A 13296-nucleotide genomic window follows, 5' to 3' on the forward strand; every position below is an offset into this window, starting at 1 on the left:
AAAAAATTAATAGTGTTTAATCAGCCAAGAACATATTATAATAGATGAATTAACTTTGAAGGATTTATTCTCATGGAACGAGATAAACGACTAATTCTATCGGCACTGAGTCATGGCGCCATCTTCTTTAGTGCTACTTTAGTCGCCATTGGGATTCCCATTGCTATTTTATTTCTAGTTAAAGATTCCGTTGTCAAAGCCAATGCGAGAGAATCCTTAAACTTTCATATTAATTTATATGTTTATGCGTTTGTATTTGGAATGCTCACCTTTTTATTAATTGGGTTTCCTTTATTAGTGATTTTGGGGGTTTTTAGTTTAGTCATGCCGATTTTGGCGATTGTTTCTGTTGTTTCTAATCCTGATCAACCCTATTCCTATCCTTTCATTTTTAGAATTATTCAAGACTAAGGGAATTACGAATTACGAATTGGAGGAGTACAAGTCTAGGTTTCAGAATCGGTAGGAGTCCTAACTTCCTTAGCGACTGCTATATCATTAAGTTCACCTTTGATTTCTTGTTCATAGGTCTGAACACTGGGGGGGAGAGAAGTCAAATCTTGAATATTTTTTGACATTGCTTGACAAATTGCATCCAGTTGTAAATCGTTTTCGTCGTAACCGAAAGGATTTTCAATCTGGCGGGCAATTTCCTCAATTCCCAATAGAGTAAACGTCATAATTGCTACGATTAACCCGGTAAATAATCCTAAATTATTGACAATTTTTAACGGTAAAATCAAACAATAAATTAATAAAATTTGTTGTAGATGAATTTGATAAGCTAAAGGCAGAGGAGTTTTAGCAATTCGTTCACAACCTCCTAAAACATCTACCATGGTATCTAAGAGTTTATATAAAGCTGTTAATTGGTAGATATGGAGGTGATGATGTTTATTTTTATCCTGTAAATAATCTCCAATCCAAAAGGCAATTTCCAGGGGAGGATGATTCATTGTTTGCAGTTTTGTATACTGTTCTGAAGATGTTAAAGCCTCAATTTCTTGATTGACTTTTTCTCCCCTTAAATGAAGTTTAGTTGCTACGGCAAAAGCAACTAATAGTTTTAATGTGGCGATTTTATTATTGGTATCATTAACCTCTTTTTCGGGAACCATTAACCAGATTTGACGAGAAAAATTTCTCACGGTATTAACTAAAGTTCCCCAGAGTTTTCGACCTTCCCAAAATCGATCATAGGCTGTATTTGTTCTAAAAACTAATAATAAACCTAGAACTAAATCAGGAAAAATAAAATAACTAAATACTTCGGTAGGTAAGGGTAGATTCTGATGATCTAATAGAGAAATAATAATGCCCAATGTTGTACATAAAATCACACGGGGCATGATGGCTGGAATTACGGAACTTTGAATGCGGAGTGTTAACTGAAACCAGTTTTTTTCGAGCTTAGACATATAAGTTTTTGAACGTTTATCCTCCTAAAAATTCCTACTAACAGACTATCCCGCCGACGATCGCAGTTCAATAACCTTATTCCCCTCGATGGTCGGGGGAGAGGTAGGAGGGTTTAATTTTTGATTTAGTTCTCGAATGCGTCGAGACAATAAACGAATAATATTAATCGCAATGCCGGGGGTTTCATCAATGGCATCATAGAGTTGCATTTGGGTTAAGATTAAACATTCGCAGGTTTCTAGGGTGCTGACGGTGGCGGAGCGAGGTTCGGCATCAAAGAGAGACATTTCACCGAAACAAGTCCCCTTGCCTAATTCGGCTAAATTGCGATCGCCAATATGAACCCGCACCCGTCCAGAAACCACAATATAAAGTGCCCGTCCTTCTTGACCTTCAGTAAAAATACTATGTTCATTCGGAAAGGATAATTCATCCATAACCGATGCTAGGCGGACTAAAAAATCGTCTCGCAATTCTTTAAAAATCGGGACACCCCTGACAAATAAAAGGCGTTCAACGCTGGTTAACATAGGTTTACTAAAAAAATTTAAAATTTAGATCCGGTAGGGGTGGGGAGACCCCCATTTGTGTCAACTTCAGCCGAAAATCCCTGATTACCTCCAAGATTAGATCCCCCTAAATCCCCCTTAGCAAGGGGGACTTTGAATCGGGTTCCCCCCTTCCCAAGGGGGGTTAGGGGGGATCTAGGACTTCAGAAAAGAAAAGTCAAGGGACTTGCAGTTTTACAGCCTACTTTTAGTCTGAAGTTAACATTGATAGCTCTCCCCACCCAAGTCAAATAGCCAAGAGCTTATTTAACTCCAAGCTGAAGCATTAACTCCTCAACTTGGTTTGCGACTAAACGATCGGGATCATTTTGTAGCATTGGTAATAATTCTATCAAAGCCCGTTGAGAGGCAATCTTTAGATATGCTAAGACTGCTTCTCGAACAAACCCGGTGGGATGACGTAAGCACATCAGGGCTTGTTCAGCCGTTAAACTCCATCGGGAGCTTTTGGCGACATGGAAACAACAGGCTAAGGCCCAGTCCGAGAGGAAATGGCGTAACTCTAATAAACGGCGTAGGCGATCGCTGGGTTTCAGGGGTTGATAGCTAACTAAATCAGATAAATTTTGCAATTTCTCCAATTTGGAGTGCTGATCGAGAATGCTAATTAATGCCCGTTTATGGGCAATATCAACAATATTATCAATAATTTCCAACCCCCGTGCCACATTAGAAGAAGAATTTGACTGAATATTAAAGGATGCTGCTTGAATCGAGTCATGGGGATATAAAAACTTCATTAATAAAAAGCAGCGATCCACCGCATCAATTTCTAGTCCTTCCAGGGCGCGTTTTAATAACTGTTGGGGAGCATGAATATCATGCACAACCGGATCGAAGGGATCAAAGGTGTCTGAATCTTCATCATCTGAGTCCGACAGGATAGGGGTTTCCAGGGACAAATCCAGCAAAGCCGCATAAATTTGACCGATGAACATTAATTCCTGCTCAATTAAAATTTCTACCCCGGTGCGTCCGACCCGATCTAAGACTCCTTCAATTCCCGCATCTTGAGGAATTTTAAGTAAAATTCTCAGGATATTGCGCCGGGTGGTTCCCCAGGAAATCATCAATTCACTAATTAGGGTATCGAGGGCTTCGGCTGTCCCGATTTCACCAAGGGCTGTCCAAGCCTGTAACCGCACCAAATCCGGTTTGTAGATATCACTGGCTTGCTGGATTAATAAAGGAATCGCCTCATTTCCTAACCTCACTAAAGCCTGCAAAGCTGTATCTCTTGTGGAACGATAGCAGAGAGCTTTCATTAAAGAGGGATAGTATTCTTCCAAATGGGTAGAGGCGATCACATCTAATAATGCACAACGCACGCGCAAAGATTCATCCTGTAATAAATCGTTAAGATAGAGCCGCAGTCCCTGTAAATAATCGGCTTCTCCCAGGGCGCGGACTCCCATCACCCGTTCCCGTTCTTGGCCGTTGGTAATCATCCGTCGGATGGTATTAGTGGCGGCGGCTTTTTGTTCGCGATCGCCTCGACGCAAAATCAAGGCCCCAGCCGTTCCCCGCACCACCGGATCAACCTGGGGTTGGAGATAGGGGCGCAACTGTTCAATATCGGGACTGGTTTCGGTCAACCACAGGTATCGCAAAGCCAGGGCCAGAACCTCCGGGGCTAAAGTCCCCTGGGTAAAAGCTCGGATTTCCTCCAAATAAGCCGGATTGGGGTGATTGAGCATAATTTCCAAGCTCTGACGCTGTAACCCAGGGGAAAGACTACCAAGGAGGGGAACCAGGGTTTCACCCACGTTTTTCGCATCCAGTTGACTCAGGAGTTCAATACAAGAGCGTTTATCCGCTTCTTCTCCGGGTTTTTTCAGGGTTTCCACCACATTCCGCTTGAGTTGGGGCATATCAATATCCGAGACACTCAGCCGTCCCCGTTCGGCGCTCCGCACCAATAAACTGACATATTGGGCACGAATTAACCAAACCACCAATAGCCAAACCGCAGCCATGAGGATGATCAGACCGACGAACATTAATCCCTGTTCACTTTGTAACTGGGTTTCGGTCGATTCAGGAAAAATCAACCTGGACACCCAGAGGGTAATTAAAATCAGTACCCCCGTTACCCCCGTGGACATCGGTTCAAAGATGCCATTGACCATCGATTGAATATCGCTGCGAACGTGATCCGGCAACGGTTGGAACAGTACGGCTCCGGTGGTTTCAATTAAGGTGTAGTGGAATAATTCATCCAGGAATCGCAGGATCACAAATCCTATAAAAACAGAAAATATTCCCGTAATTCCCCCAATTAAGGAAATAGTACCTAAAATAATCACCCCAACGGGTAAAACAATGGCGGTGACAAAGACCCCCGTGCGTTCAACTAATCGGCTAGACCCAAACCACTGAGTTAGAACTTGAGCCACACTCAAAATCCCTTCAAAGATTCCCAGGAAGCTAACAATCCCACTGGCTCCGGCTGTATCGCTTTGAAATTCTAATTGACTAAAAAATTGGAAATCTACTAATACATAGAGGGCTTCTGCTAGAACAAAAAATGAGACTAAGGGAATTACATAACCCAAAACTGGGCCCTTGAGATTGCGGGTACTAAATTCTTGTTCCTCATCGTCAGGTGTCCATCGGGTGGAGTCGGGGAAGGATTGACCGTAGCGTTGGGATAGATAAAATAAAATTACGGCGGCTAGGAGTACCATCACCCCAGAAACCAAAGTGACGTTATTGAGTCCCACCACTCTTAATAGCAGGGGGAGGGAAAACCCACTAATCACCCCAGCGACCAGAAATCCACTACTAATAATTGGATAGGTGCGTTTAATTTCTCGAATATTAAACAGTTGGTTAGCGGTGATCGCATTATTTAAGTCGTTGAGAACATAAGAGGCTTCCACCCATAACCACATGAGAAATAGGGTAATAAATTGAAGACTTAACCCTAATATTTTAATCTCGGATAATCCCAGTCCCCAACGAAATAAAAATAGGGGTATTGCCATCATCACAAAGATAATCACAATCGCCCGACGGAGGGGAAAAACCTTTTGCAGCGACGAATAAACAAAGCCCAAACCTGAACCCATCCCGGCACTGGCGATATAGATCCAGGGTAATTTATCAGCCCCGTATTCATCGAGGAACAGACCCACGGTACTGAGTTCTAACCAAATCAACCCTACGGACGCTAAGGTGTAGACCAAAAACATCAGTAGGGTTCTTTCTACTTCCTCCTGACGGAGATTCAGCCCCCGCAGCACCCCCTGTCCCAGCATAGCGGAACCACTGACTGGTTTTTCCATGCGATGCCCAAACCCCTTTTTGTGATGTTCAAAGTCTCTCAATAAAGTTTAACTGATTTATCGCCCCTCTTGGGTTGGAGTTGAGGGTTGGTGGTTTCCGCTCTACAAATATTAATGTTTCTCCCTGATAAACTCTCCTACCTTAGAGGTAGACTAGAAGTGATGGAAAGCAACAAAGATAACTCACTGCCCAGGCTGTGGAAGTGTTCCCGAGTTTCGATGAAACCTTAGTTTTCTACGTTTGAGTCCAGTTTTTATGAACGCAGATACCTTTAATACTCATTCTGTTACCTGTCCAATTTGCCATCATACTAGCATTTTGCCCTCAATTGGAATGTTAGGTGGACTCTTTACTTGCCCTCACTGCCATACCCATTTTGTCATGAGTCACAGTGGTCATTATGTGCGAGATCCCTTTTGTCTCCAGCAGTGTGCCGTTGCCCAAATGCTCCGACGCCAAAGTCGTCCCTTTGCCCGTATTCGACGAGATCTGAGTCTAACCAAAGGATTACCGCTTTTAGCCGTTATTAGTAGTCTTTTATTCCTCGGACTTGCTGTTACTATTGGTGATAAATTAAACTTAAATCGTCAAAATATTGATCCTCAAGTCGAGTTTTTACCAGATTCTTATTATTCTGATCCTCATCAATAATTCATTTAAGGAGATGGGTAATTACGAATTACGAATGGGTAATGGGGAACAGTAGTTTATTTTTCGATTAATAAATTAACAGTTAACGATTAACTCTTACACTGATGACTGTTAACTGATGACTGTTAACTGCTAACTGATAACTGTTAACTGATTAAAAGCTAATCGTTAAATAACCGTTTTGAAACTTTGCTCCAGTTACAGGTTTTCCGGTCAAGGCTGGGGGAAGAAAGATGTTCCGCCGTTGATCTCCGGCTTCTATCGTGACTTCTGGGCCGTATTGGGTTAGCTTGACTTGTTTTTTATCAAAACTGGGCAGAAACAGGCTGACCTTGCGTTGTGCCACGTCAATGCTGATTGGTTTTGGAGCTAACCCAGCCTGGGTAAAATCAGGCAAAGACTCGATCAGAGATTGCCAGCTTTGACCCGAACGTGGGGGAATGACACTGACTTTTAACGGATCAAACGCTTCGGTAATCGCCTCTGTCAGCGACGTTTGGTTTAACAACACCCCACCCACGGTTAGTCCCACCTGTTGGGCACTTCCCCATAAATATCTGGCTGTGGCGATCGCCACTTCATCCTGGGTACTAACTAAATAAGCCGCCACTCGTCGGGGATCGGATACCGCCGTTTTCCCCTGATCCAAGATATTATTCATGTCTTGAGTCGGTTGGGCAAAAGTATCTCCAGAAATATCAATATTCAGAATACTACTAGCAATTGGTTGTGCAAAAGGAGAAAGGGTTTTTCCTAAATCCGACTCCATAAATACATTCCGAAAACGGCGCAGATACCAGCTTAAAATCTCTGGCATTCCTAACATTCTCAGGGTATCTTGACTGGCTAACCCATCATAAACAATTACATCATATTCGCCACTGGCATCATATTGGCGAATAGCGTTGAGGGCCAAGGCACTATCCATTCCGGGTAAAACCCCCAATTCCTGACCATAAACATTCCTAAAAAATGGGGTACGAACATATTGGGTTTCCAGCTTTTTCACTTCCTCCCAACTGCGTTCGAGTAAAACTGCACTTTTCAATTGCACGGCTTTCAAATCGGTGGTAATTTCCGTTGGATCACACCCCACTTCCGTTTCTAGCAGGATATTCCAGGCGGGACTGCCATCTTGTCCAACCAATAATACCCGCTTCTGGCTGGCTGCCAATTGTTGAGCGGCTGCGATCGCCAGTGTTGTCCGACCCGTACCCCCCTTACCCAAAAATGTTAATGTTAAGGCCATTTATGATTTTCCTAATCTCGTTCATGGAAACTTGATCCTACAATAAATCAATTAGAATGGGTATATTGTAATCGGGTATATTTTAAACTCATCAAGGAGCTAATTTGATGAATTCTGAATTGTCACTCAAACTCAACCAACTTTATGAACAAGATTTCCATTTATGGGTAGAGCAAACAATTCAATTGCTAGAAAATAAACATTTTGAAGAATTAGATTGTCAAAATTTAATTGAAGAATTAGACAGTATGGGAAAAAATGATAAAAATGCCTTAAAAAGTAATCTGAGGATTTTATTAATGCACTTACTGAAATATAGATTTCAGCCAGAAAAACGTTCTAATAGTTGGCAATATACAATCATTGAGCATCGTCAAAGGATTGAAGATGCACTCGAAAACAGTCCCAGTCTCAAGCCATTTTTAGAAAATATTTTTATACAATGTTATCAAGGTGCTAAAAAATTAGCAGCCGCAGAAACAGGTTTACCCCGTTCTTCTTTTCCTGAAAATTGTCCATTTTCTATTGAAGAAACACTAAACATTGATTATTTACCCGATTCCGATCATAGTCATATAGCAGGGAATGACATTTCGACAATTTCCAAAAATCAAGAGGATGATCCACAATAGCCTCAAGCCAAACTTGCAGATCATCCTCTTAATATTTCTCGCCCCCCACCATAGGGGAATATTAACGAGAAACTTCTAGTTCATCTTCAAAGAACCAAGTTGCTGCTTTATTATCGAGTTGGACAATAAAACCGACTCCACTTCCATCCACCATTTTGAAGCCTTTGACGGTTCCAAAAGGATTTTGCTTGAGTTGATCGACAATATTGCCAGGGACTCGCTCTCTAATTCGACGAATCTTGACTCTTTGACCAATTTCGATTGCCACGTCCGGTGTTCTCCTTGGGGTATTAACCAATTCACAATTTAGTTTAATATGTCCTTGCCCCAGATTCTACTGTTCCACAAAACTTAGATGGCTTCACCTTATGGGGGGAACTCAGGGGGAGAAACTTCATCTTTAAGTCCAGACAAGTTAATGTGGATCTCCGGGGCGACTCTTTCAGGGTTAGCACTGGATCTCTTTTCTTGGGATAGACCCGCTAAAGACCAGGTTAAACTTAAAACTGCTAATTTGGCGATCGCATCTAATTGTTTTTCTTGAGAGCCCGGTAGGGAGTATCCTGTGGGATGATAGTTATCGTTATTCATAAAATTATATTTTTTAGAACCTATTACAAGTATTCACGATCCAGCTTCAGATTTCCGCAATATCTATCAAGATTATTTGTGATCATTATTACCAATTCCTGTGATGAATCTCACCTTCTATTCTGTATTGAGATTAGTCCCAAAAACTAAATCCATGACGGAAACCACATTCGCAGTTGCCATTGTGCAGGGGACAAAGGCAGTCCTAAATATAACGGCATCCAATACAAAAAACCGAATAAAACCAGGAATAGGATCAGACCTCCTAGCCACCGAAATTGTTGATTAGAACTATATAACCATCGTTCTAACCACCAAGCTAACGCCATACAACTAAACACAAATCCGGTCATGTAGTGATAAATAAATAAACAGCGAGTGACTCTCACCCAGGGTAATAAATTTGCCAACCAATTCAAAATTAAAAATAGGGTTAACCACAGTTCAGGTGTCGGCGGAAAATCTAGGGATAATCTAGGTTTTAAATCGGAAAACCTCACAGATAAAGCTATCCATACTCGTTGAATTAACATCCCACATAATAATAGACTAGCTAGGGTAGATAACCACCATAAAAAGGGATTTCCCATCGCATAAACTGAATAAATAATGGGAAGTTGGTCGGGATGATTTAAGGGTAAAGTCGGATCAAGGGGAGTTGTTGCATCAACTTTCTTATAAAAATAGGCAATGGGTCGTAACATCAGAATCCAACTGTACCATTTAGAACAGTAGGGATGAACTTTTGTCCCATCTCCTAAGTTATGATGATAAGCCCAAATTTTGGCTTGCAGACCCCAAAAGGGCGGATCTGGATTTTGTTGTAAATGGGGAAGCCAACCGATCCAATAAACCAGAATCGGAATGATAATTAAGGTGACTAGAATGATAATTGGGGTGAGTTTATTTAGGTTTTGCAAGGGAGATTTAAAAGATGTTTCTGGGATTAATTGTTGTGATTTTTTGGTAAAAAATTGAATCAATCCTGAGACTATTAATATTAAATAAATTCCCAATAAAAATCCCAATCCATTCCATTTAGTTAGGGCTGCTGATCCTAATCCGATTCCTGCTAAACCCATCCAAAACCAACGTTTAATCCCTTGTTGATGTAAAGCCTTTAAAAAAAAGAGTTGTCCTAATAATCCAAAAAATACAATATAAATATTACTCAGAGCATAGCGAGATTCTACGATAAATAATCCATCTGTTGCCATTAAAAAAGTAGCAATTAAAGTATAGCTGCGACGTTGGGTAAGTTGATAGGCGATCGCACCAACTATTAAAGGAATAAACGATCCAAATAAAGCATTAAACCATCGATAACTCCAAGTAGATAGGGTCGAACCCGTTAAATTATTAATGGTTTCTTGTCCAAAGGGTAGTTTAGATCCGAGCCAAATTCCCATGGCAATTAAATATTGACTCAGGGGAGGATGGGAATTAAAAAACGGAGTTTGAGTTAAATAATTATTGGCAAATTTAGCATAATAAACTTCATCAAAAACCAAACTATTAAATTGCTCTAAACCCCAAAATCTTAAAAGAATAGATCCAATAAATATTGAGATCATCCCCAAAGTAAAACCAGAGAATTTGAGTTTAAATTTATATTTTTTATCAGTCATTATTTTTGGCTTTATTTCCTATAGTAGAGACGTTGCATGCAACGTCTCTACTGATTACCGATTTCTAACTCCTTGCAAATCGGAATCTCAATAATGAATTCCGATCCTTTTCCTAACTGAGAATGACACAATAATCGCCCTTTGTGGGTATCTTCAATAATCTTTCGACTAATGGATAGTCCCAGTCCCGTGCCTTTTCCCACGGGTTTAGTAGTAAATAAATAATCAAAGGCACATTTTTTAGTATCTTCAGACATCCCCGTCCCATTATCCCTAACTGAAACAGCAACAGCACGACTATTAGAAACAAGATAAGTTGAAATTATAATTTGATTAGGATGTTGTAATAACTCTTGATAGGATTTAGTCGCACTGGATTCATTTAAAGCATCAATAGCATTATTAATTAAATTCATAAAGACTTGATTCAGTTGCCCCGGATAGCAGTCAACCAAAGGCATTTGACCATACTTTTTAATCACCTTAATATCGGGACGGTGATCGGTTGCTTGTAATAAATGTTTCAGGATTAATAGGGTACTTTCTAAACCTTCATGAATATTAAAAGGGACTTGAGCCTTAATATCACTCCTGGAAAAAGTTCGTAAACTGGTACTAATATTAGAAATCCGATCCGTCCCTAATTTCATAGAAGAAATCAATTTAGGTAAATCTTCAATTAAATAGTCTAAATCAATAGATTCAGCATGGGCAAGAATAGAATGATCGACATTAGGATAATAACTTTGATACAGTTTTAAATGCTGAATTAAATCCTTAATATAAATATTGGCATGATTCAAATTACCCGCAATAAAGTTAATTGGATTATTGATTTCATGGGCAACTCCGGCAATTAAATGTCCTAAAGTTGACATTTTTTCGCTTTGTACTAATTGCATTTGAGACTGTTTTAAATCTTCTAATACTTGAGATAACTCAGCCGTTCGTTCTAAAACTCGTTGTTCTAATTCTTGATTTTTTTCTAATAATTGTTGTGTTAAAGAGCTAATTTTTAAATGAATTTTAATTCGAGCAATCACTTCTTCGGCTTTAAACGGTTTAGTAATATAATCTACAGCCCCAATCGATAATCCCCTAACCTTCTCTAAATCATTCGCCACTGCGGTCATAAAAATGATCGGAATATCATAGGTTGAAGCATGACTTTTGAGGTGTTTACAGGTTTCAAACCCATCGGTTTCGGGCATTACCACATCTAATAAAATCAAATCAGGCTGTTCAGTTTCCGCAACTTTAATGGCTTGATTGCTATGGTTTGCAATCAAAATTCTCCAGCCACAATTCTCAATGAAACCTGATAATAAATTAAGGTTTGTTGGGCTATCATCGACAATTAGTATGGTGGTTTCCTTAAATGAGTTGGAGTTCATATTGAATGGGATTATGATTTATGGATCAATCGAAATTGTTCCAGCAAAAAGCAAATTACTATCTCAACTCAACGTAATGATAAATGTTCATAACCATTGATCAACGGATTTATTTTGAATGCTTCCCAAAAGGAAACAAAAGACACAATACCCCTAACCTGTTGAGTATCTAAACTTATACGGAACTATTTAGATTATATTTTACGGTGATTGATCACGATTTGACAATGACACCCATCACCACTAATGGCGGACTTAACAAAAAACACCCCATCATGGGGTGTAAAAAAGGGGGCTATTCTCACTTGAAATTAATCTGAACTTATCGTAACTTCAGAATTTGAGCCGTTAGATCCAGACTTTCCTCATAGAGAACATCCCGTCCCCAACGCTGTAACTGTTGCGCCATCAGGGATTCTGCTTTTTGATCCGTGGCGGCGATCACTTGTTCAGTCCGACAAGATTGGGCACTTCCTCCGGCTTCCATCCGCATACACCCGGTGGTTTCCGAACATAAAATCGTGCAGCAGTTGGCGTTAGGATTACTAGAAGTTAACCGTAACCCCACTAAATCCCCGGGAATTTCACCATAATCCGCCGTGGGAATTGCCGCAAGTTCCGCCATAATTTTTTTATCATTCGGCCCAATAAACTCAAGATGTTTTAAATCATAATCCCCACCTTGAGCCACAAAAGAAACAGGTTTCCATTCCAAACGACTCGCAAACCACCCCAAGAACATTAAGGCTTGAGCCGCATTGCCTTTTTCATAGTCAATGGTGATATTATCAATTTCGACTAAGGAAGCTCTGCGTTCTGGGGGGTCAAAGGCAGAGGCAGTTAATTCTTGCCAAGGGGAAAGTCGATGCCAATTTAAGTCAGCAATATAGGTTTCCTGTTCAATCAAATCGTTCATTTTTAACAATTCCGATTCTGGATCACTAAAATAGGAGGAATCCACAATCACACAATTACAACAACCCGCTAATTGTTTAAACAATTCCTGCTCTGGGTTAGGTGTGGCTTTCCACCAAACAAACTTAGGTAGATCGGGAATCATCAGGGATGAAACCACATTTCCCACCCGTTCTAGGGCTGCTTTTGTGCCTCTGAGAGTAATATATTCACAACAGACTAAGCCTTCTTCACTTTTTTTCTGAATCGGGCAGTAGGCGGAAACCTGGGCCGTTACTCCGGTATCCTCTCCCAAAATTGGACACAAAGTAATAATCCGACAGGGATTTTGGGCGGCAATGGTTTCACTAATGCTAAATCCCCGGCCATCCAAATTCGGAATAATTTGATCTGCGGGGGGAAGTTTAGCAAATTCTTGGCGTAATTTTACCAAGGTATCGGGGTCAACTCGCCCGGTAATAGGTAAACCATAAATTCTCTGAGCTTCTTTAATCGCATCCCGGGTTGATGTTCCATGAATTCCATCAATAGTACTGAGATAAAACCCTAAAGCTCCTAACAATTGTTGAAATTCTTCGGGTTCATAAACCACCATACTAAAGGTAGCCGCCCGGGTGGCAATGGCGGTAGTTTTCCCATTGCCAATATTCTGACTCAGCCAAATACTACTTAACTCAGCTTCAATTTGACTGAGGGAAATATCCTTGGGTTTTTGCAGGGCAACAAGTGGTGTAGTCATAATCAGTTATCAGTTATCAGTAATCAGTTATCAGTGTAAGAGTTATCAGTTATTAGTTATCAGTCATCAGTTATCAGTTATTAGTTATCAGTCATTAGTTGTAGGGGCGGGTTCATCAAAATTCAGGTGATTCACAAATATCTAAAAGAACCCGCCCGTACCAGTCATTAGTTATCAGTAAAGAAAAGAAGTAATTAAGAAACAGTTGATCAAATTCTTAA

Annotated in this window: 12 protein-coding genes; 3 read left to right on the plus strand and 9 right to left on the minus strand. The window is 40.4% G+C overall.

Features of this window, described 5'->3' with window-relative positions:
• The first annotated feature begins 72 nt into the window (after positions 1-72).
• Positions 73-411: a DUF4870 domain-containing protein gene (locus tag PL11201_RS19940; protein ID WP_026788859.1), complete on the plus strand. Its 339-nt coding sequence runs from the start codon at positions 73-75 to the stop codon at positions 409-411.
• A 35-nt stretch (positions 412-446) separates the two neighbouring features.
• On the opposite strand, the gene PL11201_RS19945 is transcribed toward PL11201_RS19940, so the two are convergent.
• The 3 genes from PL11201_RS19945 to PL11201_RS19955 all read right to left on the minus strand — a co-directional run bounded on the left by PL11201_RS19945 (position 447) and on the right by PL11201_RS19955 (position 5275).
• A complete protein-coding gene (locus PL11201_RS19945; protein WP_079680629.1) occupies positions 447-1418 on the minus strand; it encodes a bestrophin family protein in 972 nt (323 codons plus the stop codon).
• A 45-nt stretch (positions 1419-1463) separates the two neighbouring features.
• Positions 1464-1949, minus strand: a complete 486-nt coding sequence (locus tag PL11201_RS19950; RefSeq protein WP_079680630.1) for a Crp/Fnr family transcriptional regulator — start codon at positions 1947-1949, stop codon at positions 1464-1466.
• A 281-nt stretch (positions 1950-2230) separates the two neighbouring features.
• Positions 2231-5275, minus strand: a complete 3045-nt coding sequence (locus tag PL11201_RS19955; RefSeq protein WP_079680631.1) for a HEAT repeat domain-containing protein — start codon at positions 5273-5275, stop codon at positions 2231-2233.
• Positions 5276-5531: 256 nt separating this feature from the next.
• On the opposite strand from PL11201_RS19955, the gene PL11201_RS19960 reads away from it, so the two are divergent.
• Positions 5532-5927, plus strand: a complete 396-nt coding sequence (locus PL11201_RS19960) for a hypothetical protein (protein WP_079680632.1) — start codon at positions 5532-5534, stop codon at positions 5925-5927.
• Between the two features lie 154 nt (positions 5928-6081).
• On the opposite strand, the gene PL11201_RS19965 is transcribed toward PL11201_RS19960, so the two are convergent.
• The gene (locus tag PL11201_RS19965; RefSeq protein WP_079680633.1) at positions 6082-7176 is read right to left on the minus strand and encodes a Get3/ArsA fold putative tail anchor-mediating ATPase NosAFP; all 1095 of its coding nucleotides are present in this window, start codon (positions 7174-7176) and stop codon (positions 6082-6084) included.
• 107 nt (positions 7177-7283) lie between these two features.
• Between PL11201_RS19965 and PL11201_RS19970 the strand changes: the two genes are divergently transcribed.
• Positions 7284-7808: a DUF29 domain-containing protein gene (locus PL11201_RS19970; protein ID WP_079680634.1), complete on the plus strand. Its 525-nt coding sequence runs from the start codon at positions 7284-7286 to the stop codon at positions 7806-7808.
• Positions 7809-7869: 61 nt separating this feature from the next.
• On the opposite strand, the gene PL11201_RS19975 is transcribed toward PL11201_RS19970, so the two are convergent.
• From PL11201_RS19975 to opcA, 5 genes are all read right to left on the minus strand, one after another.
• Entirely contained in the window at positions 7870-8076 is a 207-nt protein-coding gene (locus PL11201_RS19975) for a cytochrome b6f subunit PetP (RefSeq protein WP_079680635.1), read from the minus strand.
• 98 nt (positions 8077-8174) lie between these two features.
• Positions 8175-8399 (minus strand): hypothetical protein, encoded by a 225-nt coding sequence (locus PL11201_RS19980; RefSeq protein WP_079680636.1) that lies wholly within the window; start codon positions 8397-8399, stop codon positions 8175-8177.
• A 146-nt stretch (positions 8400-8545) separates the two neighbouring features.
• A complete protein-coding gene (locus tag PL11201_RS19985) occupies positions 8546-10027 on the minus strand; it encodes a dolichyl-phosphate-mannose--protein mannosyltransferase (protein ID WP_079680637.1) in 1482 nt (493 codons plus the stop codon).
• Between the two features lie 47 nt (positions 10028-10074).
• Positions 10075-11421 carry a hybrid sensor histidine kinase/response regulator gene (locus PL11201_RS19990; protein WP_079680638.1) on the minus strand — a complete coding sequence of 449 codons (1347 nt, stop codon included), beginning with the start codon at positions 11419-11421 and terminating at the stop codon, positions 10075-10077.
• 322 nt (positions 11422-11743) lie between these two features.
• Entirely contained in the window at positions 11744-13075 is a 1332-nt protein-coding gene (opcA, locus tag PL11201_RS19995; RefSeq protein ID WP_079680639.1) for a glucose-6-phosphate dehydrogenase assembly protein OpcA, read from the minus strand.
• Between the last annotated feature and the right edge of the window lie 221 nt (positions 13076-13296).

Origin of the sequence: Planktothrix sp. PCC 11201, from assembly GCF_900009135.1 — a bacterium.
GTDB lineage: Bacteria > Cyanobacteriota > Cyanobacteriia > Cyanobacteriales > Microcoleaceae > Planktothrix.

Coding starts and splice junctions, on each gene's coding strand:
- PL11201_RS19940 (WP_026788859.1), top strand. CDS start 73: ATGGAACGAGATAAACGACTAATTCTATCGGCACTGAGTCATGGCGCC.
- PL11201_RS19945 (WP_079680629.1), bottom strand. CDS start 1,418: ATGTCTAAGCTCGAAAAAAACTGGTTTCAGTTAACACTCCGCATTCAA.
- PL11201_RS19950 (WP_079680630.1), bottom strand. CDS start 1,949: ATGTTAACCAGCGTTGAACGCCTTTTATTTGTCAGGGGTGTCCCGATT.
- PL11201_RS19955 (WP_079680631.1), bottom strand. CDS start 5,275: ATGGAAAAACCAGTCAGTGGTTCCGCTATGCTGGGACAGGGGGTGCTG.
- PL11201_RS19960 (WP_079680632.1), top strand. CDS start 5,532: ATGAACGCAGATACCTTTAATACTCATTCTGTTACCTGTCCAATTTGC.
- PL11201_RS19965 (WP_079680633.1), bottom strand. CDS start 7,176: ATGGCCTTAACATTAACATTTTTGGGTAAGGGGGGTACGGGTCGGACA.
- PL11201_RS19970 (WP_079680634.1), top strand. CDS start 7,284: ATGAATTCTGAATTGTCACTCAAACTCAACCAACTTTATGAACAAGAT.
- PL11201_RS19980 (WP_079680636.1), bottom strand. CDS start 8,399: ATGAATAACGATAACTATCATCCCACAGGATACTCCCTACCGGGCTCT.
- PL11201_RS19985 (WP_079680637.1), bottom strand. CDS start 10,027: ATGACTGATAAAAAATATAAATTTAAACTCAAATTCTCTGGTTTTACT.
- PL11201_RS19990 (WP_079680638.1), bottom strand. CDS start 11,421: ATGAACTCCAACTCATTTAAGGAAACCACCATACTAATTGTCGATGAT.
- opcA (WP_079680639.1), bottom strand. CDS start 13,075: ATGACTACACCACTTGTTGCCCTGCAAAAACCCAAGGATATTTCCCTC.